This window comes from Mycobacterium sp. Aquia_213 (genome assembly GCF_026625985.1).
Taxonomy (GTDB): domain Bacteria; phylum Actinomycetota; class Actinomycetes; order Mycobacteriales; family Mycobacteriaceae; genus Mycobacterium.
This window is the reverse complement of sequence record NZ_CP113116.1, coordinates 791,778-816,259: the sequence shown is the minus strand read 5'-3', so window position 1 is coordinate 816,259 and position 24,482 is coordinate 791,778. Positions and strand designations below refer to the sequence as shown.

At 66.1% G+C, this 24,482-nt stretch carries 27 protein-coding genes, 4 tRNA genes and 1 pseudogene; 14 read left to right on the top strand and 18 right to left on the bottom strand.

What is annotated here, in order from left to right; genetic code table 11:
- Positions 1-4: 4 nt before the first annotated feature.
- Positions 5-658 (top strand): response regulator, encoded by a 654-nt coding sequence (locus tag LMQ14_RS03975; protein WP_267733539.1) that lies wholly within the window; start codon positions 5-7, stop codon positions 656-658.
- Here the strand turns inward: LMQ14_RS03975 and LMQ14_RS03970 are convergent.
- From LMQ14_RS03970 to LMQ14_RS03960, 3 genes are all read right to left on the bottom strand, one after another.
- A complete protein-coding gene (locus tag LMQ14_RS03970; protein ID WP_267733538.1) occupies positions 651-1,550 on the bottom strand; it encodes a thiamine pyrophosphate-dependent enzyme in 900 nt (299 codons plus the stop codon). The two genes, LMQ14_RS03975 and LMQ14_RS03970, sit on opposite strands and share 8 nt — an antisense overlap.
- Before the next feature lie 128 nt (positions 1,551-1,678).
- A complete protein-coding gene (gene meaB / locus LMQ14_RS03965; protein WP_267733537.1) occupies positions 1,679-2,566 on the bottom strand; it encodes a methylmalonyl Co-A mutase-associated GTPase MeaB in 888 nt (295 codons plus the stop codon).
- Positions 2,567-2,573: 7 nt separating this feature from the next.
- Positions 2,574-3,713, bottom strand: coding sequence for a thiolase family protein (locus tag LMQ14_RS03960; protein ID WP_267733536.1), 1,140 nt, complete (start codon positions 3,711-3,713; stop codon positions 2,574-2,576).
- A gap of 137 nt (positions 3,714-3,850) precedes the next feature.
- On the opposite strand from LMQ14_RS03960, the gene LMQ14_RS03955 reads away from it, so the two are divergent.
- The 4 genes and pseudogenes from LMQ14_RS03955 to LMQ14_RS03940 all read left to right on the top strand — a co-directional run bounded on the left by LMQ14_RS03955 (position 3,851) and on the right by LMQ14_RS03940 (position 5,731).
- The gene (locus tag LMQ14_RS03955; protein WP_267733535.1) at positions 3,851-4,723 is read left to right on the top strand and encodes a proline iminopeptidase-family hydrolase; all 873 of its coding nucleotides are present in this window, start codon (positions 3,851-3,853) and stop codon (positions 4,721-4,723) included.
- 115 nt (positions 4,724-4,838) lie between these two features.
- A complete protein-coding gene (locus LMQ14_RS03950; protein ID WP_267733534.1) occupies positions 4,839-4,973 on the top strand; it encodes a hypothetical protein in 135 nt (44 codons plus the stop codon).
- A pseudogene (locus LMQ14_RS03945) lies at positions 4,930-5,269 on the top strand (hypothetical protein); the annotation flags it as partial. The gene LMQ14_RS03950 and the pseudogene LMQ14_RS03945, both read left to right, overlap by 44 nt.
- Positions 5,270-5,488: 219 nt before the next feature.
- The gene (locus LMQ14_RS03940; RefSeq protein ID WP_267733533.1) at positions 5,489-5,731 is read left to right on the top strand and encodes a CsbD family protein; all 243 of its coding nucleotides are present in this window, start codon (positions 5,489-5,491) and stop codon (positions 5,729-5,731) included.
- 37 nt (positions 5,732-5,768) lie between these two features.
- Here the strand turns inward: LMQ14_RS03940 and LMQ14_RS03935 are convergent, their stop codons facing one another.
- From LMQ14_RS03935 to LMQ14_RS03920, 4 genes are read right to left on the bottom strand one after another with little or no spacing between them, the layout of a single operon-like run.
- Positions 5,769-6,536, bottom strand: a complete 768-nt coding sequence (locus LMQ14_RS03935) for an enoyl-CoA hydratase/isomerase family protein (RefSeq protein ID WP_267733532.1) — start codon at positions 6,534-6,536, stop codon at positions 5,769-5,771.
- Between the two features lies 1 nt (position 6,537).
- Positions 6,538-7,626: an acyl-CoA dehydrogenase family protein gene (locus LMQ14_RS03930; RefSeq protein WP_267733531.1), complete on the bottom strand. Its 1,089-nt coding sequence runs from the start codon at positions 7,624-7,626 to the stop codon at positions 6,538-6,540.
- A complete protein-coding gene (locus tag LMQ14_RS03925) occupies positions 7,613-8,518 on the bottom strand; it encodes an acyl-CoA dehydrogenase family protein (protein WP_267733530.1) in 906 nt (301 codons plus the stop codon). The genes LMQ14_RS03930 and LMQ14_RS03925 overlap by 14 nt, the downstream gene beginning before the upstream one ends.
- The gene (locus LMQ14_RS03920; protein ID WP_267733529.1) at positions 8,496-9,911 is read right to left on the bottom strand and encodes a class I adenylate-forming enzyme family protein; all 1,416 of its coding nucleotides are present in this window, start codon (positions 9,909-9,911) and stop codon (positions 8,496-8,498) included. Before LMQ14_RS03920 ends, LMQ14_RS03925 begins: the two co-directional genes overlap by 23 nt.
- 158 nt (positions 9,912-10,069) lie before the next feature.
- Between LMQ14_RS03920 and LMQ14_RS03915 the strand changes: the two genes are divergently transcribed.
- Genes LMQ14_RS03915 through LMQ14_RS03905 form a run of 3 tightly spaced genes read left to right on the top strand, consistent with a single transcriptional unit; the run spans position 10,070 to position 12,030 of the window.
- Positions 10,070-10,390: a 2Fe-2S iron-sulfur cluster-binding protein gene (locus tag LMQ14_RS03915; RefSeq protein ID WP_267735334.1), complete on the top strand. Its 321-nt coding sequence runs from the start codon at positions 10,070-10,072 to the stop codon at positions 10,388-10,390.
- A gap of 19 nt (positions 10,391-10,409) precedes the next feature.
- Complete coding sequence (locus tag LMQ14_RS03910) at positions 10,410-10,724, top strand: DUF4286 family protein (RefSeq protein ID WP_267733528.1); 315 nt, start codon at positions 10,410-10,412, stop codon at positions 10,722-10,724.
- Positions 10,725-10,764: 40 nt separating this feature from the next.
- A complete protein-coding gene (locus LMQ14_RS03905) occupies positions 10,765-12,030 on the top strand; it encodes an amidohydrolase family protein (RefSeq protein WP_267733527.1) in 1,266 nt (421 codons plus the stop codon).
- 90 nt (positions 12,031-12,120) lie between these two features.
- Here the strand turns inward: LMQ14_RS03905 and LMQ14_RS03900 are convergent, their stop codons facing one another.
- From LMQ14_RS03900 to LMQ14_RS03885, 4 genes are read right to left on the bottom strand one after another with little or no spacing between them, the layout of a single operon-like run.
- Positions 12,121-13,158: a CaiB/BaiF CoA transferase family protein gene (locus LMQ14_RS03900; RefSeq protein ID WP_267733526.1), complete on the bottom strand. Its 1,038-nt coding sequence runs from the start codon at positions 13,156-13,158 to the stop codon at positions 12,121-12,123.
- Positions 13,155-14,111, bottom strand: coding sequence for an LLM class F420-dependent oxidoreductase (locus tag LMQ14_RS03895; protein ID WP_267733525.1), 957 nt, complete (start codon positions 14,109-14,111; stop codon positions 13,155-13,157). Before LMQ14_RS03895 ends, LMQ14_RS03900 begins: the two co-directional genes overlap by 4 nt.
- Positions 14,096-14,536: a cobalamin-dependent protein gene (locus tag LMQ14_RS03890; protein WP_267733524.1), complete on the bottom strand. Its 441-nt coding sequence runs from the start codon at positions 14,534-14,536 to the stop codon at positions 14,096-14,098. The genes LMQ14_RS03895 and LMQ14_RS03890 overlap by 16 nt, the downstream gene beginning before the upstream one ends.
- On the bottom strand, positions 14,537-16,114 hold the full coding sequence (locus LMQ14_RS03885; RefSeq protein ID WP_267733523.1) for a methylmalonyl-CoA mutase family protein: 1,578 nt from the start codon (positions 16,112-16,114) through the stop codon (positions 14,537-14,539).
- A gap of 69 nt (positions 16,115-16,183) precedes the next feature.
- Here LMQ14_RS03885 and LMQ14_RS03880 point away from each other — a divergent pair, with 69 nt between their 5' ends.
- Positions 16,184-17,020, top strand: coding sequence for an SDR family oxidoreductase (locus tag LMQ14_RS03880; protein ID WP_267733522.1), 837 nt, complete (start codon positions 16,184-16,186; stop codon positions 17,018-17,020).
- 4 nt (positions 17,021-17,024) lie between these two features.
- On the opposite strand, the gene LMQ14_RS03875 is transcribed toward LMQ14_RS03880, so the two are convergent.
- The 3 genes from LMQ14_RS03875 to LMQ14_RS03865 all read right to left on the bottom strand — a co-directional run bounded on the left by LMQ14_RS03875 (position 17,025) and on the right by LMQ14_RS03865 (position 19,984).
- Positions 17,025-17,837, bottom strand: a complete 813-nt coding sequence (locus LMQ14_RS03875) for a methyltransferase domain-containing protein (protein ID WP_267733521.1) — start codon at positions 17,835-17,837, stop codon at positions 17,025-17,027.
- Positions 17,838-17,899: 62 nt separating this feature from the next.
- Positions 17,900-18,592, bottom strand: a complete 693-nt coding sequence (locus LMQ14_RS03870; protein ID WP_267733520.1) for a M15 family metallopeptidase — start codon at positions 18,590-18,592, stop codon at positions 17,900-17,902.
- A gap of 27 nt (positions 18,593-18,619) precedes the next feature.
- Positions 18,620-19,984, bottom strand: coding sequence for an FAD-binding oxidoreductase (locus LMQ14_RS03865; protein WP_267733519.1), 1,365 nt, complete (start codon positions 19,982-19,984; stop codon positions 18,620-18,622).
- A 125-nt stretch (positions 19,985-20,109) separates the two neighbouring features.
- On the opposite strand from LMQ14_RS03865, the gene LMQ14_RS03860 reads away from it, so the two are divergent.
- From LMQ14_RS03860 to LMQ14_RS03850, 3 genes are all read left to right on the top strand, one after another.
- The gene (locus LMQ14_RS03860; protein WP_267733518.1) at positions 20,110-20,763 is read left to right on the top strand and encodes a TetR/AcrR family transcriptional regulator; all 654 of its coding nucleotides are present in this window, start codon (positions 20,110-20,112) and stop codon (positions 20,761-20,763) included.
- Between the two features lie 264 nt (positions 20,764-21,027).
- Positions 21,028-21,525 (top strand): hypothetical protein, encoded by a 498-nt coding sequence (locus LMQ14_RS03855; protein WP_267733517.1) that lies wholly within the window; start codon positions 21,028-21,030, stop codon positions 21,523-21,525.
- A gap of 53 nt (positions 21,526-21,578) precedes the next feature.
- On the top strand, positions 21,579-22,034 hold the full coding sequence (locus tag LMQ14_RS03850; protein ID WP_267733516.1) for a PPOX class F420-dependent oxidoreductase: 456 nt from the start codon (positions 21,579-21,581) through the stop codon (positions 22,032-22,034).
- A gap of 4 nt (positions 22,035-22,038) precedes the next feature.
- Here the strand turns inward: LMQ14_RS03850 and LMQ14_RS03845 are convergent, their stop codons facing one another.
- From LMQ14_RS03845 to LMQ14_RS03830, 4 genes are all read right to left on the bottom strand, one after another.
- Positions 22,039-22,965 (bottom strand): C1 family peptidase, encoded by a 927-nt coding sequence (locus tag LMQ14_RS03845; RefSeq protein WP_267733515.1) that lies wholly within the window; start codon positions 22,963-22,965, stop codon positions 22,039-22,041.
- A 123-nt stretch (positions 22,966-23,088) separates the two neighbouring features.
- Positions 23,089-23,165: transfer RNA gene (locus LMQ14_RS03840), tRNA-Phe, on the bottom strand.
- Positions 23,166-23,201: 36 nt separating this feature from the next.
- Positions 23,202-23,275, bottom strand: a tRNA-Asp gene (locus tag LMQ14_RS03835).
- A gap of 48 nt (positions 23,276-23,323) precedes the next feature.
- Positions 23,324-23,396 (bottom strand) — tRNA-Glu (locus LMQ14_RS03830).
- Positions 23,397-23,507: 111 nt separating this feature from the next.
- Here LMQ14_RS03830 and LMQ14_RS03825 point away from each other — a divergent pair.
- Positions 23,508-23,583, top strand: a tRNA-Lys gene (locus tag LMQ14_RS03825).
- 100 nt (positions 23,584-23,683) lie between these two features.
- Positions 23,684-24,478, top strand: coding sequence for a TIGR04255 family protein (locus tag LMQ14_RS03820; RefSeq protein WP_267733514.1), 795 nt, complete (start codon positions 23,684-23,686; stop codon positions 24,476-24,478).
- Positions 24,479-24,482: the final 4 nt, after the last annotated feature.

The window sequence follows — 24,482 nt, the reverse complement described above, 5'->3', positions numbered from 1 at the left end:
CGCCATGGCCGGCGCAGCAACGCCCGATAAGGTCCGCGTCGTCGTCGGCGACGATCATCCGCTGTTCCGTGAAGGGGTAGTGCGCGCGCTCGCGCTCAGCGGTGAAGTGAATGTCGTCGGCGAGGCCGATGACGGTACGCAGGCGCTGGAACTGATCAAGGAGCACCGGCCCGACGTCGCGTTGCTCGACTTCCGGATGCCCGGCATGGATGGCGCCCAAGTGGCCGCGGCGGTCCGCAGCAACGAATTGCCCACCCGTGTACTGCTGCTGTCGGCTCACGACGAGTCGGCGATCGTGTATCAAGCGCTGCAGCAGGGCGCCGCCGGCTTTCTGCTCAAGGACTCGACGCGCACCGAGATCGTCAAAGCCGTACTCGAGTGCGCGAAGGGCAACGACGTGGTGGCACCCTCGCTTGCCGGAGGCCTTGCCGCGCAGATTCGGCAACGAGCCGAACCGTCGGCTCCTGTTCTGTCCGCTCGGGAGCGCGAGGTGCTCAATCGCATTGCTCGCGGTCAAAGCATCCCCGCGATCGCTGGCGAGCTATTTGTGGCGCCGTCCACGGTCAAAACGCATGTGCAGCGGCTGTACGAGAAGCTCGGGGTCAGCGATCGCGCGGCGGCGGTCGCCGAGGCAATGCGGCAGGGCCTGCTCAACTAGCGGCCGGCCACACTTCCGGCTCCCGAATCGGCGCCGGCTGCTCTTCGGCCAACATCGCCTTCGCGTGGGCTTCGGCCTCGGCGACCAGGTGGCGCGCTCGGCGCTCCACCTCGTAGAGGTGGCCGGCACTGATGCCGCCGCTGATCAGGCGCTGCCTTTCGAACACCAGGGGGTCCACCGAGGCGACGCCATTCGTACGTTGGGTCATTGCCCGCACCAGGATGGGACCTCCGCCCGCGCCCGCGCGCCGCACGGCTTCGGCGACCGATTCCCGAACCGCCTCAACGTCGTTGCCGTCGACCGAGAGCACCGGCATTCCGTGGCACTCGGTCGCGCTGCTGTCCTGACGTGCGTTCTCGACGACGAACACCACCGGAAGCTGCCAGGACATCGCGATGTGGGCGGCCTCGGCGAAGTCCGCGGACTTGGCGTCGCGAGTTTCCATGGCGCACACCGTGACCCTGCCGTCGTCGAGCAGCTGTTTGCCGTAGGCGTGTCCGACGGCCAGCAGCGGCGACTGCTGCAAAGCGCTTGAGAAAGAAGACAACCCACGGATCGAGGCCACGAACGGGGCGTCCTCGTCGCTGTCCGGGCCGAACTCGGGGCCGATCAACGCGGCGATGGCCGGGCCCAGCGGCAGCGCGCAAGCGATCTGCTGGGCGTGCTGCAGGTGGATGATGCCGGTGGTCATCAGGTCACCCGGACGAAGTGCCGCGGCGGTGCCGATGGCAACGGCCTCCTGGCCGAATGCGGCCTGCACGGGTTGGTTGAGGCGACCGTCGATGCGCAACTCCTCCACCGCCATGTCGAGCAGGCGCAAAACCCACATTTGGCGGTACATCTCCAGCTGGTCACGCAACCGTGCCGCTGACAGTTCGGGTGTGCGAGTCATCTTCGGGGTCTCCTTAACTCGTCGTGGATACAAGAGTTAAGTTAGGCCGGTTTAGCTGGGCAAACCTCCGCCGATCGGGCCGGAATCCGGATGAATGCCCTGTCCCCCGATTGGGGGACACGCGACGATCAGTCCTGGTCCTGACCTGCGCGCAACAGCAGTCGCGCGGCGGCCGAATAGGGGTCGTCCTCGCCGTCGACCACCGACTGGGCGAGCACGTCGAGATCCGGCTGGGCCCGCAGCTGGCTTTGGGCCAGGGAAAGGATCTGGGCGCGGGCGCGCGCCACCCGACGCTCCCGGCTGTCGGTGCGGTGATGGTCGTCGATGGCGGCGACGAGCTCGGCGACACCCTCCCCCCGAGCGGCGATCAGGCTGACGATGGGCGCCTTGGTCTCGGCCCGCAGATCCCGCACGGTCTGTTCGGCACCGTCGCGGTCGGCCTTGTTGACCGCCACGATGTCGGCGACTTCCAGCACGCCCGCCTTGGCGGCCTGGACGGCGTCTCCCGCCCCTGGGTTGAGGATGACGATGGTGGGGTCGGCCACCGCGGCAATCTCGATCTCCGACTGCCCCACCCCCACGGTTTCCAGCAGCACCATGTCGTAACCGATCGCACCCAGCAGGCGGATGGCCGCCGGCACCGCGGCGGCCAGACCCCCGAGGTGTCCGCGGCTTGCCACCGAGCGGATCAGCACGTCAGAGTCGTTGATATGGGCCGCCATTCGAATGCGATCACCCAGTAGCGCGCCGCCGCTGAACGGCGACGACGGGTCGACGGCCAGCACGGCGACCCGGCAGCCACGCTCACGGTAGGCGCCGACGAGGGCCGCAACCGTCGTCGACTTACCCGCGCCGGGCGGTCCGGTAATACCGACGACACGCACCGTGAGCGCGCTTGCCGGGCCGATGCTGGCCAGCACCTCGTCGCGCTGTTCGCCCTCGACGAGGCTGAGCAGCCGACCCGCCGCGCGCTGAGATCCGTTGCGCGCTCCGGCGATTAGGTCGGCGATGGTCATAAACACATTATGGAGCCGGGACCTCGATGACCGTCGCGGAACCCATGCCACCACCGGCACACATGGCGGCGACACCGATTCCGCCACCGCGCCGGCGCAGTTCGTGCACCAACGTGACCAGCATCCGGGCCCCGGTTGCCGCCACCGGATGCCCGAGCCCGCAACCACTGCCGCTGACGTTCACCTTGTCGGGGTCGAGCTCGAGCATCTTTATGGTCGCCACACACATCGCGGCGAACGCCTCGTTGATTTCGAACAGGTCCACGTCTGAGATCGAAAGACCGCCACGGGCAAGGGCTTTCGGGATCGCGTCGACGGGCGCCAGGCCGGTGATCGCGGGGTCGACGCCGACCGAGGCCCAGGACCGCACGGTCGCCAGCGCCGGCAACCCAAGCCGATCGCTCGCGATGACCAGCGCCGCGGCGCCGTCGTTGGCGCCGCATGCGTTGCCGGCGGTGATCGAAAAGCCCTCGATCTCGGGATGTAGCGGGTTGAGCGCGGCCAGTTTCTCCATCGTGGTGTCGCGCCTCGGGTGCTCGTCGACCGAGAACAGCCCGTGCGGCGTCTCGATCGGAACGACCTCCTCCTTGAAGCGGCCTTCGTCGATCGCCGCGATCGCGTTGCGATGCGACCGCAGCGCCCAGGCGTCCATCTCCTCGCGGCTCACGCCCGCTTTGACCGCGGCGTTCCAGCCCACGGTGATCGACATGTCCATGTTCGGCGCGTCGGGTCGGTCCGGGTGCGTCGGCGGAAACCAGTCGACCCACTCGCCGTCCACCTGGATCCGGGAGCGCGGCGAGGTCGACGCCGCGTTCACACCGCCGGCGATGATCAGCTCGTCCATCCCGGCGCGCACGCTTGCCGCCGCGCTCTGCACCGCCGCCTGCCCGGCCGCGCAATGCCGATTGTTGGCCAGGCCGGGCACATGGGACAGCCCCGCCGTGAGGGCCGCATGGCGGGCGACGACGCCGCCGCCATAGAGCCCCTCGCCCAGGATCACGTCGTCGACCTGCGCCGGATCCAGGTCCGTGGCCGCCTCCGAAACGACGTGGTGTGCGAGCTCGAACGCGGTGGTGTCGCGCAGCGTTCCCTTCCGGGCGGTCCCGATCGGGGTGCGTAGGGCGGACACGATGACAGCTTCAGGCACGGGTTTCTCCAGTTCAGCCAGCACAATGCGGGACTCCGAGAGCCACCCGCACATTCATGAGAATCTTATTCTCTCAGGCCGAGAGTGGGAGTTGCAAGGAGGGCGGTCGCCCGGGCCGACTACTAGCATCGCGAGCGATGACTCAGTCGGAGGGGACCATCGCGGTTCCGGGCGGAAATGTGTGGTTCAAGCGCGTCGGCGGCGGGCCGGGTCTTCCGCTGCTCGCCATTCACGGCGGGCCGGGTGTACCGCACAACTATTTGCTTTCGCTGCAACGCCTGGCGGATGAACGCGAGGTCATTTTCTGGGATCAGCTCGGCTGCGGAAATTCCGAATGCCCCTCGGACACGAAACTTTGGACGGTGGAACGCTCGGTCGCCGAGATGGACGCCGTCATCGGTGCACTCGGCCTGCAACGCTTCCATATGTTCGGTAATTCGTGGGGCGGAATGCTGGCGCAGCAGTACGTGCTTGACATCTCGTCGACCGCGGTCAGCCTGACGATCTCGAACAGCATCGCGTCCATCCCCGCGTTTTCGGACATGGTGGCCCGGCTCAAGCGCGATTTGGACCCCGCCACTCAAGCCGCCATCGATCGCCACGAAGCCGCCGGCACGACGCACTCGCCCGAATACCAGGACGCGATCCGTACCTGGAACGAGACGTATCTCTGCCGCGTCCACCCGTGGCCACCCGACCTTCAGGAAGCGTTCATCCGCATGGGAGCCGAGATCTTCGAAACGATGTTCGGCCCCAGCGATTTTCGCATCGTCGGCAACATCAGCAGCTGGGACGTATTCGACCGGTTGACCGAGATCGCCCTGCCGACCCTCGTCGTTGCCGGCAGGTACGACGAATGCGACCCCGAGCACATGCGGGAAATACATCAGCGGATCAAGGACTCGCGGTTCGAGTTGTTCGAGTCGAGTTCTCACATGCCGTTCATCGAGGAACCGGAGCGGTTCGACGAGGTGATGCGCGATTTCTTGCGGCACCACGACGGCGACTGAATCATCCGGATTTCAGGCAGAAAGCCCGGCCCAACCCCTGCCGCCCGCTGGTTCGGATGGCTAGCGTCAGTGGTGAGCGGAATCGGTCGTCAGCTGCGCGGAACGGGGTACGGACATGCCGAACGAGAAGCCGAACATTCTGGTCATCTGGGGTGACGACATCGGGATCACCAACCTGAGCTGTTACAGCGACGGACTGATGGGGGATCCCCGCTGGCGTGGTCTCCAATGGGATTGTCCAGCACCATGATTGGCTGCCCACGCTAGTGGCGGCCGCTGGCGAGCCGGATGTCAGTGCCAAGCTCAGGAACGGTCATACGCTCCGCCTGCAAGGCGAGGACAAGACGTTCACGGTGCACATCGACGGTTTCAACCTGCTGCCGTACCTCACCGGCGAAGTCGAGACCAGTCCGCGGCGTGGGTTCTTCTACTTCTCCGATGACGTTCCTCGAGACATTCAAAGAATTCCCACCCCGGCACCCGCCGGCCAGCTTCACCATCGATCACGCGGTGGAGAAGCTGCACGCATTCCTGGCGAAGGATTAGTTGCCCGACATTCGGCGCTCGTCGACGAGGGCCTGCCACGACACGCTTGCCCGACACGCCGAGCGCCCGTCGTCGCGACCGGTGGCGCCGGAGCTGCGGTGCTGGTGAGCGGGTGGGGTGACCGACGCCACACCAGACGCGCTGATTAAAACGTTGCCGCACCGGCCTCTTCGGGTACGAGTCCCTAGACCATCAACGTCTCACGAAGGGGGCGCCATTATGAGTGACCGCGACAATGGACTCGTGGAAGGCATCAAGGGTGTCATCGAAGACGCCATCGGAAAGACCAAGGAAATCGTCGGCATCCTGATCAGCCACGAAGGTCTCCGCAAGGAAGGCCGCGCCCAGCAGGACAAGGCCAAGGCGCAGCGCGACGTGGCCAAGAAGGAAGCGCAGGCCGAGGCGGCGCGTGTCGCCGAGAAGACGGCCGAGGCCCGCGAGAAGGCCGCGGCCAAGAGCTAGTCACATCCCGTCGAAGAACTGAGTCGCGAGGTGCGGCTCAGTTTTTCGCGGCGTTGAATTTGGCGACGTTGGCCCGGAAGTCCTCGGTCAGGAATGACTGGCTTTCGGCCGACAGGGCATAGTCCAGGCTGGCCAGCACCGCCCGCTCCAGGTGAATGTTGAGCACTCGCTTGGTGCTCTCGACCGCCTGTTGCGGCAACTCCAAAATCTTTTTGGCGCAAGCGATTGCCTCTGCGACCGGGTCCGCGGCCACATGGTTGGCCAGCCCGAGGTCGACGGCGCGCTGCGCTTTGATGCGAGTGCCGGTCAGCGCATACTCCTTGGCCAGCAACAGGCTGATATGCAGCGGCCAGGTCAGCGGGCCGCCGTCGGCGGCGACCAACCCCACCTGCACGTGGGGGTCGGCGAGGTAGGCGTCTTCGGCGATGTAGACGATGTCGCTCAGCGCGACCAGGCTGCAGCCCAGACCGACGGCGGGCCCATTTACCGCCGCCACCAAGGGAATTCGGCACCGCGCCATGCCCAGTACGATCTCGCGCCCGTCGCGGATGGTCTTGGCCCGCAGGTCGGCATCGTTCGAGAGCTCCTCAAGATATCCGAAATCACCGCCGGCGGAGAATGCCCGGCCGGCACCGGTGATCACCGCGGCGCGGGCGGTGGGGTCATCGGTCAACCGCTGCCATATCCGCGCGAGCCCGGAGTGCAGGTCGTCGTTGACCGAGTTCAGCGAATCCGGGCGGTTCAGCGTGATGATCCGCAGTGCACCGTCGGCGCGGACATCGATTTCAGCAGGCATGTCGTACACGTCAGACTCCCAATCCCAAGATTCGTGAAGCGATGATGTTTTTCTGTATCTGTGATGTACCGCCCATGACGCTTTGCGCGCGGCTGTACAGGTAGGCACTGAGTAGATCTGGATCGCGGGTCCCGGCGACCGCCAGTGCGGCGTGCCCCACGGATTGCTCGACCCAGGTCATCAGCAGTTTGTCCAACGAGCCTTCCGACCCGTGCGATACCCCATCCAACTGTTCGGATAGCCGCCGCCGCACGTGATGGGTCAACATGTCCGACTGTACCGCCGCCCAGGCCAGTTCCTCGGACACCTCACCCTCGTTGCGCGCCAACAGTTGTCGGACGAGCTTGCCGTATCGAGCTGCGTAACCGAGGGTGGAGGGTTCGCGTTCGTGTCCGACGACGGTCATCGCGACCGCCCACCCGTCACCGGGAGCACCGACCATCCGGTCGGCCGGCACCGTGGCGCCGTCGAAGAACACCTGACCGAATTCGTTGGTGACGCCGTTCATCATCTGCAGCGGACGTTGTTGCACACCAGGCTGTTTCATCGCGATCACAAACGCCGACAGACCCCGGTGCCGCTTCGCCTCGGGATCGGTGCGGGCCAGCAGTAGACACCAGTCGGCCACGTCGGAATAGCTGGTCCAGATCTTGTGCCCGTGCACGACGTAGTTGTCGCCGTCGCGGGTGGCGCTGGTGGTCAGCGACGCCAGATCCGACCCTGCTCCGGGTTCACTGAAACCCTGGCACCAGCGCTCGGTGCCGTTGATGATGCCGGGCAGGAAGCGCTTCCGGAGTTCGTCGCCGCCGTGCGCGCCGATGCCGTAGACCAGGTAGCCGACGCTCGGGCGCGGCGGGGCGCCGGCGCGCACCAGTTCCTCGTCGACGATGACGTCGTACACCGGCGCCAGGTCCTGCCCGCCCCAATCGCTGGGCCAGGACAGGCCGAAAAAGCCGTTCTCGTACAGGGCGCGATGCCAGTCGGCCATGCGCTCCCAATATTCGTCGCCCGAGCCGGAAAACTCTTTGGCGTGCGCCGAAAGCCACGTCCGCAGTCGCTCGCGGAAGGCCGCCTCTTCGGGTGAGTCACGAAAGTCCAAGATCGATCTCCTTCAACGTGACGGGCCACAGCTCTGTCGATGTCAGGGCCCGACGCAGGTAGACATGTGCGATGCACTCCCAGGTATTGCCGATGCCGCCGTGTACCTGAACCGCGGTCTCACACACGGTCCTGGTGGCACGCGCACAGTAGACCTTCGCGATCTGGGCGGCCCGAATGGCCTGCGCCGGCTCGAGTTCGTCGACACCCCACGCGGCATGCCGCAGCACGCTGACCGAACCTTCAATCAGGGCAAGGCTTTCGGCCAGCAGGTGGGCGATGGCCTGATATGAGCCGATCTGCTTGCCGTACTGCTCGCGAATTTTCGCGTAGTCGCAGGCGACGGCCTGCGCGCCCCGGGCGATGCCGACCAGGTCGGCCGATGTGGTGACCAGCGCCAGGGCGTACCACCGGGCCGCCGCGTCGTCCGCCAGCTCGCCGAGCGTCTCGGGAGAGCCCGCCAATTCCGCTTCGGCTCTTGTCAAGTCGGCACCGGACTGCACGGCGCCGAGGTCGGCGGCCAGCACCGTGTTGCCGGAGAGCGACCAGCCGCGACGGGCGCCACGCGCGTCGATCGCGCGATCCTGCACGGCCACCGTCGCTTCGCCGGCATCGGCACCGATCCGGTGTGCGAGGTCGTCGGCCAGCACCGGACCGAGGAACGGGGTGTCGACTAGCCGGCGCCCGAATTCCTCGGCGACGATCGCGACTTCGACACCGGAAGCCCCGTCGGAGCGCAGTGATCGCCAGCCCGTCGCCGCAACCTGCCTGTCCAGCCTAGTGATTCGGCTGCCGTCGGCGAGGTCCGCAACCGTGGCGGGGCCGAGGTCATCGGCCAGCTTCGCGGCGGCATCACGCAACTGTTGCTGTTCAGCTGTCAGACGTACATCCATAGCGCTCCTTCAGCACTCGGCGCAGCACCTTGCCCGAAGGCAGGCGAGGGATATCGGGCACGAACACGACCCGGCTCAGATGTTTATAGGACGCCAGCTTCTCATCCACCCGGGCGGTGAGGTCGGCGGCGACCGCGTCGGTGTCACCGGGAGCCCGCGTGGCGACCGCGGCGACGACGGCTTCCCCGTTGATCCCGTCCGGAATTCCAAACACCGCACAGTCTTTGACTGCGGGATGCCCGTGCAACACCGTCTCGATTTCGGCTGGCGCGACCTGAAAGCCGCGCACCTTGATCATCTCCTTGAGGCGGTCGGTGATCCGCAGCCAACGATCGGCGTCGAGCCAGCCGACGTCGCCGGTGCGATACCAGCCGTCGCACATCGCCTCGTCCGTCGCGTCGGCCGGCAGGTAGCCGGCCATCAACGAGGTGGACCGCGCCTGGATCTCACCGACCTCGCCCGGGCCCACCGGCTGGCCGGTCTCCAACGAGACGACCCGCAGCTCCACCCCCGGCACCGGGCGCCCGACGGTGTCGAGCCGGGCACCGGCGACCGGATTGCAGGCAATGACCGGCAGTTCGGTGGTGCCATAGGCCGGGACCCATCCGACGCCGGTACGCCGTGTCACGGTCTCGGCGACGCTGGTGCTGACCGGCGTTGCACCCCACATGATGAAGCGCAGCGACGACAAGTCGTATGACTCGAGCGTCGGGTGCGAGGCGATGGCCAGGGCGATCGGCGCGACCGCCATTTCGATTGTGATGCGGTCCTTTTCGATGTGATCGAGCATCCGGTCGACGTCGAAGCGACGATGCAGCCGCAGCCAGGCGCCGGTGCGCAGCGCGGTGACGATGTTGAGCAGACCCAGGATGTGCGACGGCGGCGTGGCGACCTGAATTCGATCCTGCCGGGTGAGTTGCAACGCGTCGCGCCAGTGCCGCACGGCGTCGGTCAGCGCGGCGTGGGTGTGCCGGACCGCCTTCGGGAGGCCGGTGGTGCCCGAACTGAACACCAGCACCGCATCGGCGCGCGGCGGCGCCGACATCGGTATCGGCTCGGCGGGCGCGACCGGTTCATCCAGGTGCAGCATGGGCATCAGGCCGGCCAGCACCGCGTGGTCCCCGACCGCATGGCCCGGGCTGGTCAGTGCCAGCGCATGGTCGACCTCGTCGCGCTTCCACGCCGGACTGATCAGCACCGCCGTGGCGCCCAGCCGCCAGATTGCCAGCAGGACGGCGACGAACTCCGGCCGGTTCGACGACATGACGGCGACCCGCTGGCCCGCGGCGACACCGTTCTTGCCCAGGGCCGCGGCCAGACTGTTGGCCATCGCGTCGAGCTGCGGCAGGCTGAATTGCCGTTCCTCGAACACGAGCGCGGCCGGCTCGGTCACGTCCTGTCCTTCCCCGCAGGCCAGGCTGACCCGACATCGGCGCAGTAGAGAAGATGCTATCGATTAGTGAGAATAGTATTCTCTATACTGAAGAACGCAAGTACGGGCGGGGGCGGCCACGGTGGAACCCGAGCGTTCCAGCGCGGCGGTCCGCGACGATCGAGGAGACTCCAAGGGTGGCAGATCCCACGACAAACGGTGCCGAGCCCGGCACGGTGACGATCCACCTGGAACGCAAGAAGGCGACGGTGCCGCTGGTTCCCGGCGAGACGCTGCTGGAAAGCGCCCGGCGGGCCGGCCTGGATCCTCCGTTCAACTGCGAGGCCGGCAACTGCGGCACGTGCATGGCCCGCGTCGAGAGCGGGCACGCGACCATGCGAATTAACGACGCTCTCGACGACGACGAAGTGGAAGACGGCTACATTTTGACGTGCCAGGGTGTACCCGATACTGATTCCGTCACGGTGCGCTACGAATAGTCACGAAAGAGGTGGCGACATGGCCAAGGGCATCATGCTCGTGGAGAGTCGACCCAGTTCGCCCGAACGCGAGCAGGAGTACAACACCTGGTACGACGAAGTTCATCTGCCCGAACTGGTGGCTCTGGACGGAATCGTCTCGGCGCGGCGGTTGCGTCCGATCAACGGCGAGGGCCCCTATGTCGCGATCTACGAGATCGAGGGCGACGATCTGCAGGCCGTCCTGGACAACATGATCGCCAATGCCGGCAAGCTGACGATGTCCGACGCGCTGCTGCTGGATCCCGCGCCGATTCCGCGGCTGCTGGCAACGACGACCGAGCTCGACGGCTAGCCGAATTCGGCTGTACCACTGTGTGCGAGAGGAAAGCTTGATGGATGTCGATGACCTGATCCTGGTGAGCATTGACGACCATGTGGTCGAGCCGCCGGACATGTTCCTGCGCCACGTGCCCGCCAAGTACAAGCCCGAGGCCCCGATCGTTGTGGTCGACGACAAGGGCGTCGACCAGTGGATGTACCAGGGCCGGCCGCAGGGCGTGAGCGGACTGAACGCCGTGGTGTCGTGGCCGGCCGAGGAATGGGGCCGCGATCCGGCCGGTTTCGCCGAAATGCGCCCCGGCGTCTACGACGTCCACGAACGCGTTCGGGACATGAACCGCAACGGCATCCTCGCGTCGATGTGCTTCCCGACGTTCACCGGCTTCTCCGCGCGTCACCTCAACATGCACCGCGAGGAGGCGACCCTGGTGATGGTGGCGGCCTACAACGACTGGCACATCGACGAGTGGGCCGGCTCCTACCCGGACCGGTTCATCCCCATCGCCATTCTGCCGACGTGGAATCCGGAGGCCATGTGCGCCGAGATCCGCCGGGTGGCGGCCAAGGGCTGCCGGGCGGTGACGATGCCGGAATTGCCGCATCTGGAAGGCCTTCCGAGCTACCACGACGATGACTATTGGGGCCCGGTGTTCCGCACGCTGTCCGAAGAGAACGTGGTGATGTGTCTGCACATCGGCACCGGATTCGGGGCGATCAGCATGGCCCCCAACGCGCCGATCGACAACATGATCATTCTGGCCACCCAGGTCTCGGCGATGTGCGCGCAGGATCTGTTGTGGGGCCCCGCCATGCGCAACTATCCCGACCTGAAGTTCGCCTTCTCCGAGGGCGGTATCGGCTGGATCCCGTTCTACCTGGACCGCAGCGACCGCCACTACACCAACCAGAGGTGGCTGCGCCGCGACTTCGGCGACAAGCTGCCCAGCGACGTTTTCCGTGAGCACTCGCTGGCCTGCTACGTCACCGATAAGACTTCGTTGAAGCTGCGCCACGAGATCGGCATCGACATCATCGCCTGGGAGTGCGACTACCCGCACTCGGACTGCTTCTGGCCCGATGCGCCCGAGCAGGTGCTGGCCGAGCTCAACGCCGCCGGCGCAGACGACGCCGACATCAACAAGATCACGTGGGAGAACAGCTGCCGGTTCTTCGGCTGGGACCCGTTCGCCCGCACCGCTCGCGATCAGGCAACCGTTAAAGCCTTGCGCGCCAAGGCGACTGACGTGGACGTGTCGATCCGGCCGCGCGCCGAGTGGGCGCGGCTCTATGAGGAGAAGCAGGCTGCCGTAGCGCGGTAGCGCGGTAGCGCGTCTCACGCCGAACGTGAAGCTGGTTTCACGCTCGAGGCCGAACGTGAAGCTCGTTTCACGCTCGGCAGACGGTGCGGCCTATTCCGGCAGCTCCGGCGGTGGTCGATAGTCGGGCTGATACCCGGAAACGTGGATCGGGCTGCCGATGAGGCGGAAATCCCCTGCCGACACAACCACTTCCGGCGTCGCCTCGAGCGCTTCGGGCAGGGTCCTAACGGCCGCCGCCGGAACTCCCAGCGGGCGGAGTCGTCGTTCCCATCCGGCGGCGGTGTCGGTTGCCAGCATTGCGGTGACAACCGCCAGCACTTCGTCGCGGCGCGCGACGCGCTCGGCCATCGTTTCGAAGCCGCCGATGCCCGCTTCGGCGGCAAACGACTTCCAGAAGCCGTCGTGCGTGATGAACAGCGCCAGATACCCGTCGGCGGTCGGAAATAGTTGGGCCGGGACGTAATACGAGTGTGCCCCGTAGGGTCGGCGCTGCGGCTCGACACCGTTGTTGAGATAGGCCGACGCGTGATAGTTCAGCTGTGACAGCATCACGTCGCGCAGCGACACATCGACCTGCCCACCGGTGCCGGAGATGATCTTGGCCAAAAGCCCAAGCGCCGCGGTCATTCCGGTGGAATTGTCGGCCGAGGAGTAACCGGGCAGCGTCGGCGGGCCGGCCGGGTCGCCGGTCAACGCGGCGGTGCCGACGCCGGCCTGCACCACGTAGTCGAAGGCCGGATCGTCGCCGCCGTAGAGCCCGAATCCGGTGATCGCGACGCAGACGATCCGCTCGTTGTGCCGCCGCAGCTCGTCATAGGTGAGCCCCAGCCGCCGGATGGCCGACGGCTTCAGATTCACCAGCAGCGCATGCGCGTCCGCGACCAGTTCACCCAACCGTTGCTGTCCCGCATCGGAATTCAGGTCCAATGTGATGCTGGACTTGTTGCGGTTAAGGCTGGCGAAGTAGGTGGCGCCGACGCTGCGGGAGATTTCGCCGCCGCGAGGTTCGATCTTGGTGACCTCGGCACCGAGATCGGCGAGCAGCATGGTCGCGTACGGACCCGCCAGCATGGTGCCGACTTCCAGGATGCGTATCCCTGCCAGCGGCCCGGTGTTGCTGCCAGTCAACGCAATTCCGCTGCGAGTGAGGCGATCACTTCACGGGTACGGCGCTTGGAAGCGACCAGCTCGTCCCGGTTGTCGCCGATCGGCAGCAGCCGCACCGACAAGTCGGTCACACCGGCGTCGGCGAAAGCGCGGAATCGCGACAGAATCTGCGCCTCGTCGCCCGCCGCACACAGATCGCCGACATCGCGGGCATCGCCCCGGTCGAGTAGGCGCTGATAGTTCGGCGACACCTCGGCCTCGCCCAGGATGCGGTTGGCCCGCTCCTTAGCTTCGTCGACTTGTGCAGGCGCACATAGGCATACCGGGATACCCGCGATGATCCGCGGCGCGGGCCGACCGGCGTCCGCGGCGGCCTTGGTGATCTTCGGTGCAATGTGATCACCGATCGCGCGCTCGTCGGCCATCCACAGCACAGTGCCGTCCGCGAGTTCACCGGCGATCTGCAGCATCACCGGCCCCAGCGCGGCGACCAGGACGGGCATCGGGGTATCGGCCCCGATCGCCATCGGGTTGTGCACGGTGAACGAGTCGTTCTCGACGTCAACCGATCCCGGGCCGGCAATAGCGGCGTTGAGCACCTGCAGGTAGTCGCGGGTGTAGGCGGCCGGCTTCTCATACGGCAGGCCGAGCATGTCCCGGATGATCCAGTGGTGCGACGGTCCGACACCCAGCGCCAACCGTCCACCGGCCACCGCATGCGTCGAGAGCGCCTGGCGGGCAAGGGCAATCGGGTGCTGGGCCTGCAGCGGCACCACCGCGGTACCCAGCTCGATGCGCGAGCTGTGCGCGGCCATCAGCGACACCATGGTCAGGCAGTCGAAGTCGTTGGGCACCTGCGGCATCCACGCGGTATCCAGGCCCGCAGACTCGGCCCATTCGATATCGGAGGCCAGCTTGTCCACCTTGCGGGCCATATCGCCGCGCTCGGCGCCGATCATCACTCCGACGCGCATGGTTCCTCCGTGGCGGGTTGCTTCGGTTCAATTTCCCCAGTGCCGGTCAGGGTTCGGATTTCGCGCACCAAGGTGTCGAGCGGTGTGCCGGTGGGAAACACCGCCGCGGCACCGGCCGAGACGAGTTTGGGGACATCGGCATGCGGGATGGTTCCACCCACGACGACGGCGATGTCGGCGGCGTCGGCGGCGCGCAACGCTTCGACGGTCCGGGCGGTGAGCGCCAGGTGCGCACCGGACAGGATGCTCAGCCCGACGACGGCGACGTCTTCCTGGACCGCGATCGACGCGATGTCTTCGATGCGCTGACGGATGCCGGTGTAGATGACCTCGAATCCGGCATCACGCAAGGTTCGGGCGACGATCTTGGCGCCGCGGTCGTGTCCGTCAAGGCCGGGTTTCGCGACCAGAATTCTTACCGCCATTTAGAACACCACCGGTTGCTGGAATTCGCCCCATACTGCCTTGAGCGCGGAGACCATTTCCCCGACCGTGCAGTAGGCGTTGGCACAGTCGACCAACTTGTGCATCAGGTTGTCGTCGCCCTCCGCGGCGCGCGCCAGTGCTGCGAGAGTGGATTCGACTGCGGCCGAATCTCTTTCGGCCTTCACCTTGGACAGCCGCTTGAGCTGCAGATCACGTCCTTCGGCGTCGAGCTCGTAGGTGACGACGTCGGGTTCGGGTTCCTCGGTCACGAACCGGTTGACCCCGACCACCGGGCGGGTTCCGGCTTCGACGTCCTGATGCATCTTGAAGGCTTCGTCGGCGATCAGGCCCTGCAGGTAACCGTCCTCGATGGCATGGACCATGCCGCCGTGCCGCTCGAGGTCGGACATGATCTCGATGATGCGGGCCTCGGTCGCATCGGTCAGCGCCTCCACGAAATACGAGCCGCCCAGCGGGTCGGCGACGCTACCCACGCCGGTTTCGTGCGCGAGGATCTGCTGGGTGCGCAGCGCCAATGTCGTGGTTTCCTCGGTGGGCAGGGCGAACGGCTCGTCCCAGGCCGCGGTGAACATCGACTGGACCCCGCCCAATACCGCGGCCATCGCCTCGTAGGCCACCCGGACGATGTTGTTGTGCGCCTGCGGCGCGTAGAGCGATGCGCCGCCACAGACACAGCCGAAGCGGAACATCGCCGCCTTGGCCGTCGTCGCCCCGTAGCGCTCCTGCACGATGGTCGCCCAACGTCGGCGTCCCGCACGATATTTGGCGATCTCCTCGAAGAAGTCGCCGTGCGTGTAGAAGAAGAACGAGATCTGGGGTGCGAACTGGTCGATCGTCATGCGGCCGCGCTCGACGACGGTGTCGCAATAGGTCACCCCGTCGGCCAGGGTGAACGCCATCTCCTGCACCGCGTTGGCGCCGGCGTCGCGGAAGTGCGCACCGGCCACCGAAATGGCGTTGAACCTCGGAACCTCGGCCGCGCAGAATTCGATGGTGTCGGCGATCAACCGCAGTGACGGCTCGGGCGGCCAGATCCAGGTTCCGCGTGACGCGTACTCCTTGAGGATGTCGTTCTGGATCGTCCCGGTGAGCTTGGCCCGCGGGATCCCCTTCTTCTCGGCAGCGGCGACGTAGAACGCCAGCAGGATCGCCGCCGTTCCATTGATCGTCATGCTCGTGCTGAGCTTGTCCAGCGGGATGCCGTCGAACAGGATCTCGAAGTCGGCCAGGGTGTCCACCGCGACGCCGACCCGGCCGACCTCCTCGCCGAACTCGGGGTCGTCGGAGTCGTAGCCGCATTGGGTGGGCAGGTCGAGCGCCACCGACAGCCCGGTTCCGCCCTGATCGAGCAGGTATCGGTAGCGGCGGTTGGACTCCTCGGCGGTACCGAAGCCGGAGTATTGCCGGAAAGTCCACAACTTGCCGCGATAGCCGGAGGCGAAGTTGCCCCGGGTGAACGGGAACTCTCCGGGCGCCGGAGGCTCCGCGCTCCTATCCGCCGGCCCGTATACGGGCTGCAGCGGGATGCCGGAGGGAGTGTGGGCCGTATTATCCATCGATGAATAACGTACTTGCAAAAAAAGAGAATGCCAATACCATGCGCTGACCTGGACAAAGGATAGGGAATGGCTGATAAGAAGCTCGCCGACCGCACCGTCGTGATCTCCGGCGGCAGCCGGGGCATCGGACTCGCGATCGGGATCGGCGCCGCCCGCCACGGCGCCAACGTGGTGCTGCTGGCCAAGACCCACACCCCGCATCCCCGGCTGCCCGGTACGGTGCACACCGCTGCCGCCGAGGTCGAGGCGGCCGGTGGCAAGGCGCTCGCGGTCGTCGGCGATGTGCGACGCGAAGAGGACGTGCAGCGGGTGGTCGACGCCGCGGTGCAGCGGTTCGGCGGCATCGACGTCTGCGTGAACAACGCCAGCGCCATCGCGACCGAACCGACCGCCGTGTTGTCGGCCAAGAAATACGACCTGATGCAGGAGGTCAACCTGCGCGGCACCTTCCTGCTGACCAAGGCATGCGTGCCACACCTGCAGAAAGCGGCCAACCCGCACGTGCTCACCATCTCGCCGCCGGTGAACATGAACCCGCGCTGGCTGGGCGCCCACCCGGCCTACACGCTGTCCAAGTACGGGATGACGCTGCTGTCGCTGGGCTGGGCGGCGGAATTCGCCTTCCAACCCGGGAGAGCCGGGATCGGCGTGAATTGCCTTTGGCCGCAGACGTATATCGCCACCGCCGCGGTGGCGAACATGGCCGACGGCGAGAAGTTGGCCGAGTCGTCGCGCAGCCCCGAGATCATGGCCGACGCCGCGGTCGAAATCATCTCCCGCCCCGCCCGGGAAGCCACCGGCAATTGCTACATCGATTCCGACGTTCTGCAATCGGCCGGGGTGGCGGACCTGTCCCGCTACGGGGGCGGGGAGCAGCCCATTCCGGACCTCTTCCTGGACTGAATACTTACGCGCGGCAGATGATTTCGCCGTGCGGGATCGCCAGCCAGCCGTCTTTCGCCGCGGCCCATTCCCGCCATGCCTGCGAGATCTCCTCGAGCTGGGCGGTGGTGGCCAGACCAAACCGCAGAATGTCGCGGGCGATACCGGAGTGCAGGATTCGGTCCGCCCACATTTCGCCCCACCATTCGCGGGTCTCGGCCGTGGCATAGCACCACAGGCTTCCGGTGGGTGTCACGTCGTCGAATCCCGCTTCCAGCGCCCACGACAGCAGCTGTCGGCCGGCGTCCGGCTCGCCGCCATTGGCCCGCGCGGCCCGTTGGTAGATGTCGCGCCAGAAGTCCAGTGCCGCAAGGCGTGGGAACCAGACGAACCCCGCGTAGTCGGCATCGCGCGCCGCCACGATGCCGCCGGGCGCACACACCCTGCGCATCTCGCGCAGCGCCTGCACCGGATCGGTGACGTGCTGCAGCACCTGGTGTGCGTGTACGACGTCGAACGTGTCGTCGGCAATGTCTAGCCGATCCACGTCGGCGGTCGCGAACGAGACGTTGGATAGGTTGCGCTGCTCGGCTTCGCGGCGGGCCACGTCAAGGACGTCGGCGAATTGATCGATGGCCGTGACCGATCCGGGCGCCACGATGTCCGCGAGGTCCGCGGTGATCGTCCCGGGGCCACACCCCACGTCGAGCAGCGACAGCCCCGGCCTCAGGTACGGCAGCAGGTAGCTCGCGGAGTCCTGCGCGGTACGCCGCTGATGACTGCGCAGCACCGACTCGTGATGACCATGCGTGTAGCTGGCCCGACGTCGGTCGTTCATGACGGCAAGCCTACCGACGCCCGGTCACAATATGAAACTCCTATCTCACTATATGAGATAGGCTAGTCGACGGGGACGTTGAGAATCGGACGGTCGACGCCGGCTCCGGGACCGTCGAAATGCCACCACTCACCGGAGTACGGGGACAGTCCCCCGTACTTCATCGCGTCGCGCAACCGGGCCCGATGCGCCTGAGCGTCGGCACTGACACCTTGAGTGGCGAATGCCGTTGCGCGCGGGGTGAAATCGTCGAAGTCGGTGCCCATGTCGGCCAGGCACAGCCCGCCGGCGTGACGTTCGGGCGGGCACTGTGGTTGCACGCTGGTGAATGTCACGTCCACCGAAAGCCCCGACTCGTGGCTGTGCGCATACGGGCCCGGCCTCGCCACCCAGGCCGGGTTGGGGACCACGTTGAACATCCTGACCTGAACATCGTGTGGCCGATAGCAATCCCAGAACACCAGCAGGTGCCCCTCGGGCCGCAGCGCCGACGCGGCAGTCGCGAGCCCTTGCGACATGGATTGGTGCACCAGGCATCGGGCGTCGGAGGGGTACAACTGCGTACCGGTGAAGTTGTTCGTCGTCGCGTAGCGCAGATCGATGACGGCGTCGGGGACGACGGTGCGCACGTCGACGAAACCGGCCGCGCGCGCCGCGTCGCTGACCGGCGGCACATCGGGACTCGCCTGCGCGGCCGCAGCCTGCGACACGGCGACGGCTACTACCAACGAAAGAACCAGGCGAACACCATGCATCCCGCCATTGTCGCGGCTGCCCGTCGATTAGCCCGGTAAGCCGATGCCGGAAAACACGCCGTCGGGGTCGAACTGCTCCTTTGCGGTACGCAGGCGCGCGGCGTTGCTGCCGTACGCGTGCGCGATCTGCTCGTGCTCGCCCGGCCCCAGCATGTTGGGGTAGCCACCGGGCAGTGCGTGCGGCGCCAGATCAGCATCGACGCGCTCCGCCCAACCGACGTGTGCGGCCGCGTCGTCGCCGGGCTCCCAGGCCGCGACGATCTCGATCATGCGGTGCGGCGCCCGCTGGCCGAACGAGGTGCTCACGAGCGGTACCCGCGTGGCGGCGCCGTGAAAGTGGTGCGCGACAACGCCCGAGTACCTTGATGTTTGACGCTGTCCCGCCTCGACCAACGCCGCGATGACCTCCGGCGTGAAGCGGCTGACATTGCGGGTCCGGGCGGCGTAGTGGCGCCCGTCGACGACAAACGAGTCGAACTGGGACAGCAGCCCCGCGTAGCTGGTCGGCCCGACGTTTGCCATCAGCGGTGCGCTCAGGGTGTGCAGCGGTGCGATGACGCGTTCGCCGTCCGGCAGGTCACCGCACCAGACCGGCGACAGAAACACCGTCGGGCCTCCGTCGGGACCGGGCAGTATGCCGGTTTGCACGGTGAGCTCGTCCGGCGCCTCGACGAGGATTTCGTCCAGCTGCGTCCACACCCGGCTGGCGTCAGACCACGGATACGCGATGAGGCCCGCGAGAACCTCGGGCACCGGATGGAGCCGCAGGCTCAGCGACGTGACCACCCCGAAATTGCCGCCACCGCCGCGCAGGGCCCAGTACAGCTCGGGGTGCTCTGCCGACGAGGCCACGACCGCGCTGCCGTCGGCCAGCACCACCTCGGCGCCGAGCAGGCTGTCGAGCGCCAGGCCACAGCGGCCCAGCAACGGGCCATAACCACCGCCCAGCGTCAATCCGGTCATGCCGACCCCGCCGACGGTGCCGGCCGCGGCGGTCAGGCCATGAGCCTGCGCCGCGCCGATCACGTCGCCGGCGGTGGCACCACCCTGCACGGTCGCAACCCGACTTTGCGGATCGACGATGACGTGCCGCATCGCGGACAGGTCGATGACCAGCCCGCCATGCCGCAGCGCCCGGCCCGCCCAGTCGTGGCCGCCGCCGCGAACCGACAACGGCAGGTCGTGGTTGCGCGCTGCGAGGACCGCGGTTTGCACTTCGGCCCCCGTGTGCGGACGAACGATCACCGCCGGTACGTGATCGATGGCGCCGTTCCAGATTCGGCGGCCGTGGTCGTAGGCGGGCCCGGTCAGGACGCGCCCACCGGGGAGTCGGTGATTGAGTTCGGCGGCGACGGCGGCTGCCGCCGAAGTGGTCGAAAAGCCTGTCGACATCGTCGTTCCTTTGCTCGCCCGGGACGCAGTTTGGAGTGTGACTCGCACTACTAGAGTGTGACTCTGATTCACGAGAGTAGTGCTAGTCTCACTGGAGTGCAACTCCAACGAAGGGGCATCTGAACGTGACGGATCGCAAGGTTGCAACGACATCGGGCCGGGTCACCAGCCGGCGAGCGGAGTACGCCGAAGCAACCCGCCAGGCCGCTGTCGACGCCGCCCGTCGCCTGTTCCGCGACAAGGGTTACTTCGCCACAACCGTCAACGAAATCGCGGCCGAGGCAAGGGTTTCGCCGGCGACCGTGTACGCCGTCAACGGCGGCAAGCAGGGGCTACTGAGCTCACTGATCGACGTGTGGTCCGCCGCACCCGAGGTGGCCGTCGCGGCGGACCACATCGCAAGCCTCGACGATCCGGTGGAGGTGCTGCGCTTCACCACGGCGTTGACCAGGCAGATGCGAAAGGACTACGGCGACATCATGCGCGTCGTCATCGCCGCCGCCCCACACGACGGGACCGCTGCCGACGGGCTGGCACTGGGCACCCGCCGCTACCGGGACGGCATCGGGGTTGCCGCGCGGCGCATTGCCGAACTGGACGGCCTTCGCGACGGCATAGACGCCGCGGAGGCGCTCGACATCATGTGGTTTTACCTCGGCTATGCCGGGTTTTTCACCCTCGTTGACGACAACGGATGGAGCTACGCCAAAGCCGAAGCGTGGCTTCGCAACGCGGCCGGACAGGCGCTGCTGAATCCTCGGCTGTTGAACCGCCATTGATTCATGAAGTATCCGAAAATAATTTAGGGTGGCGGCGGCAACGTCATTTACTACCAGCAAGCGAAAAACCTTGTCGCCGAGCATTAATGCGCACGCGGATCGACCGGAACAACAAACTGATTTGCGGTGAACTCTCACCAGGTGTGAGCTGGCTTTCACAGTGCCGTGGCATGTGATTTGCCTAACTGTCTCGGCCGTTTATAGCCGAGATCGTTCACTACCTTGGTATGTTGCAGCGAAATGTAATAATGCGTCAGGAAATAAATGCGAAAAATCACCGCGCTGTTGTTTGTCGGCGCCAATATGGTTGGAACGGCCATGTTTTGCGGCGCGACGGGCGTTGCCGCCGCGGATGCCAGTTCCGGTGGCTCAGTCGTGCCGTTGACCCCGAAATTCCGGGCGTGCGACTTCACCTGGGCGGTAAATGTGCCGACCTATGGCAAGGGCAGCGGGCAGACCGTCATTAGCAGGGCGGCGTCCAACAAAGTCGTCGCGCGCGTGCAATTGATCGCCGCCGAGCCGCAAGCTCACTACAACGTCAGGCTGATTCAGTCGCCCAGAACTTCGGCAGGGTGCGGGGCCGCAGATGCCGGCGTCACCGCCGGCGGAATCGACACCGACGGCAGCGGAGCAGGCACGGTGACGCTGGACGGCCCGATCGCCGCGAATTCCACCGGCGCCTGGGTTTTCGTTGACCGCCCGTCGCCGCACTCGCAGACACCGATTGACTTCTACACATCGGAAATCATCGCGTCGATCTAGTTGTGCCACAACGCATCTAAGCGAGCCTGTGCACGGTCGCTACGATGGATTTCATGGCTCCCAAAACGGCGACCGCGGACGTGGTCGGTCTTCCCGACCTTCTCGAGTTCATCCGGCCGCGACACAAGATGCTGCTGACCACTTTCCGTTCGGACGGGTCGTTGCACAGTTCACCGGTGACCGGTGGCGTCGATGAGCAGGGCCGCATCGTGATCGCGACCTATCCGCAGCGCGCCAAAAGTACGAATATCCGCCGCACCCCGTCGGCGAGCGTGGTCATTCTCTCCGACGATTTCAACGGGCCCTACGTGCAAGTCGATGGGGACGCGGAAGTGATCGAATTGCCAGAAGCGGTGGATCTGCTCGTCGACTACTTCCGGGTGATCGCCGGGGAGCACCCCGATTGGGCGGACTACCGTCGCGCCATGGTGGATCAAGGCAAGTGTTTGATTCGCGTCACGCCGCGCCGCTGGGGGCCGGTGGCCACCGGTGGTTTCCCGCCGAAATAGCGCCTCAGGCCGACTCGGGTACGTAGACCCCTTGTCCCTGGGCTAATTTTTCCAGCGTGTCGTAGGCCATCCACACGAATCCCTTTTCGCCCCAACGTCTTCCCCAACTGTTCTGAATCCGGACCGCGCCGGTTGACTTCGTGTATGCATCGTCGTAGGCGACGATGAGCATCACGTGGCCAGATTTCTTGCCGTTCTTGTCGTGGCTCACCTTTCCATTGCCCACATAGGGGGCGGGCTGGCCGCGGTAGTGCGCAAAGTCCGTGTACAGGGAGGTGCCGAAAACGACTGGCATGCCGGACGCGATGACGGTACGAAGATTGTTCAAGCCGTCGGACCCGGTGATGTGCGTCAGCTTGTACTCGGGGATGCGGAAGCTGGGATCCGGCGGGATCGTCTGCGAGCCATAATCCGACCATTCCACTCGACACGTGGCTTTGGATCCCGGCTTGCGGTTGGGGGCCGCAGCCAACGATGGCGTGCCGCCATTGGATCGAAGCCAATCCAGACATTTGGTGATTTGTCCGCCGTGACAGATGTTCTCGGCGGTCTTGTTGGCGATTTCGTACCGAATGTAGGCGTAATCGGGTCCGGCCTGGCGGTCGGGAGTGGTTGGCGGGGTGCGGCTCTTGCGCGCCGCGTAGAACGTCGCGAGGCCGTATACGGAGCCCCACACGAAGCAATTCGGCATGGTCTGCCGCCCAACCGGGGGTAACCACTGGTCCGGGACAGCCGCGGCCGGCGGCACTTCGCCACGGCGCCTGGGCCGTTCCGTTTCCCCGGGTTCTGCGGAGTCGGGATCGTATCCGTAGGAGGCAAGGTCGGCCGGTTCTTCGCTTTGGGTTGGGCTCTGGCTTTCGCTTTGCTGTTGTCTGCCGCTGCAGGAAGGCAGTGCTACCGCCAGGGCGCCGGCCGCCGACAACGCCAGCATCGAACGCCTGCTGATCCCTGGATCCACGGGTTCTCCTCGCCCAGCAAAGTTGCCAACGACGCCTCATAACCTAATTGCGTCCAACCGTGCTCGCCTGGCGTCGGAGAACCGCGATGATCATTCTGGTGGCCAGGGCCGGGATCGAACCGGCGACCTTCCGCTTTTCAGGCGGACGCTCGTACCAACTGAGCTACCTGGCCCGGAAGGCACCGATAACGTGCCTCGCCTTTTATGGGCGACCCTGACGGGACTCGAACCCGCGACCTCCGCCGTGACAGGGCGGCGCGCTAACCAACTGCGCCACAGGGCCTTGCTTTCCTGCGTGTACTGCTCGCTCCGACGTTACCGCCCTTGCGCGTACCCCCAACGGGATTCGAACCCGTGCTACCGCCGTGAAAGGGCGGCGTCCTAGGCCACTAGACGATGGGGGCCAAAGTCCAACTACCGTTGGGAGCCGCACCAGCTTAGGTCACCGCAGGCCGAATCCTCAAACGAGCGCCGTTCGAGCCGCGTTTGGAGCCCAAGTATCCTGAACGTTCGCCGCCCCTATAGCTCAGTTGGTAGAGCTACGGACTTTTAATCCGCAGGTCCTAGGTTCGAGTCCTAGTGGGGGCACCAAGACGCGGTGCGAACCGGAGTTTGTGGGGCAGACAACAGCAGGCAATTCGCGCAGCATGCCTCGGTTTGACCGCTGCGCGACTTGGATATGCTTCGCGGGGTGAGTGTCGATCCGGCCTGGCAAAACGCGCCCGCAGCCCTGGTAACGATGGAAATCCGTCACCCCGCAACGGATTCCCTCACCGAATCGTCGAGCCGAGAGCTCAAAAGCCTCCTCGCCGACGACCTGCCCATCGAACGCCAAGCTCAGGACGTGGCCTGGGCAATGGGCCCGGGCGGAAGTCCGGCACCCACGGCCGAGCAGTTCGTCCGCTACGTCAACCGGGACGGCACGCTGGCCGCCTCGATCAAGGGCCAGGCGATCGTCGTCGAGACCACCGGCTACTCCACCTTCGAGGCGCTGTCAGACGTCGCGATGCGCGTCGTGGAAGCCCGCTCGCAGGTGTCGTCGATCGTCGGGGTGGAACGCATCGGTCTGCGCTACCTGCTGGAGATCCGGGTCCCGCTGGGCGCCGACGGTCGCATCGACTGGGCCGAGTGGATCGCCGAGCCGCTGCTCGGGCCGCAACGCATCACTCCCGGCGGGCTGAGCCTGACCGAGTGGCAGGGCGCGGCCGTCTACCGCGAGCAGCAACCGGGCAAATCGATGATCGTGCGCTACGGGCCGGGCATCGGCCAGGCGCTGGACCCCAACTACTACCTGCGCCGGACCCTGCCGGCACAGCCCGGCCCGTTTTTCCAGCTGGACATCGACAGCTTCTGGACCCCGGTCGCCTCGATCCCCGAATACAACCGGGACGCGGTCCGCGCGACCTTTCACAACCTCTACGAACCGGCACGCGCAGTATTTCAGGAAATGCTCACCGGCCGGCTAAGGGATGACCTGCTCGGCTGAGGCC

Excerpts from the sequence above, each read along its gene's own strand:
- LMQ14_RS03845 (WP_267733515.1), bottom strand. The coding sequence starts at position 22,965 with ATGCTGGCGTTGTCGGCGGCCGGCGCCCTGGCGGTAGCACTGCCTTCC.
- LMQ14_RS03890 (WP_267733524.1), bottom strand. The coding sequence starts at position 14,536 with ATGGCGGTAAGAATTCTGGTCGCGAAACCCGGCCTTGACGGACACGAC.
- LMQ14_RS03880 (WP_267733522.1), top strand. The coding sequence starts at position 16,184 with ATGGCTGATAAGAAGCTCGCCGACCGCACCGTCGTGATCTCCGGCGGC.
- LMQ14_RS03950 (WP_267733534.1), top strand. The coding sequence starts at position 4,839 with ATGCCGAACGAGAAGCCGAACATTCTGGTCATCTGGGGTGACGACATC.
- LMQ14_RS03975 (WP_267733539.1), top strand. The coding sequence starts at position 5 with ATGGCCGGCGCAGCAACGCCCGATAAGGTCCGCGTCGTCGTCGGCGAC.
- LMQ14_RS03895 (WP_267733525.1), bottom strand. The coding sequence starts at position 14,111 with ATGCGCGTCGGAGTGATGATCGGCGCCGAGCGCGGCGATATGGCCCGC.
- LMQ14_RS03870 (WP_267733520.1), bottom strand. The coding sequence starts at position 18,592 with ATGCATGGTGTTCGCCTGGTTCTTTCGTTGGTAGTAGCCGTCGCCGTG.
- meaB (WP_267733537.1), bottom strand. The coding sequence starts at position 2,566 with ATGACCATCGCCGACCTAATCGCCGGAGCGCGCAACGGATCTCAGCGC.
- LMQ14_RS03955 (WP_267733535.1), top strand. The coding sequence starts at position 3,851 with ATGACTCAGTCGGAGGGGACCATCGCGGTTCCGGGCGGAAATGTGTGG.
- LMQ14_RS03885 (WP_267733523.1), bottom strand. The coding sequence starts at position 16,114 with ATGGATAATACGGCCCACACTCCCTCCGGCATCCCGCTGCAGCCCGTA.
- LMQ14_RS03905 (WP_267733527.1), top strand. The coding sequence starts at position 10,765 with ATGGATGTCGATGACCTGATCCTGGTGAGCATTGACGACCATGTGGTC.
- LMQ14_RS03865 (WP_267733519.1), bottom strand. The coding sequence starts at position 19,984 with ATGTCGACAGGCTTTTCGACCACTTCGGCGGCAGCCGCCGTCGCCGCC.
- LMQ14_RS03910 (WP_267733528.1), top strand. The coding sequence starts at position 10,410 with ATGGCCAAGGGCATCATGCTCGTGGAGAGTCGACCCAGTTCGCCCGAA.
- LMQ14_RS03850 (WP_267733516.1), top strand. The coding sequence starts at position 21,579 with ATGGCTCCCAAAACGGCGACCGCGGACGTGGTCGGTCTTCCCGACCTT.
- LMQ14_RS03875 (WP_267733521.1), bottom strand. The coding sequence starts at position 17,837 with ATGAACGACCGACGTCGGGCCAGCTACACGCATGGTCATCACGAGTCG.
- LMQ14_RS03855 (WP_267733517.1), top strand. The coding sequence starts at position 21,028 with ATGCGAAAAATCACCGCGCTGTTGTTTGTCGGCGCCAATATGGTTGGA.
- LMQ14_RS03940 (WP_267733533.1), top strand. The coding sequence starts at position 5,489 with ATGAGTGACCGCGACAATGGACTCGTGGAAGGCATCAAGGGTGTCATC.
- LMQ14_RS03925 (WP_267733530.1), bottom strand. The coding sequence starts at position 8,518 with ATGGATGTACGTCTGACAGCTGAACAGCAACAGTTGCGTGATGCCGCC.
- LMQ14_RS03970 (WP_267733538.1), bottom strand. The coding sequence starts at position 1,550 with ATGACTCGCACACCCGAACTGTCAGCGGCACGGTTGCGTGACCAGCTG.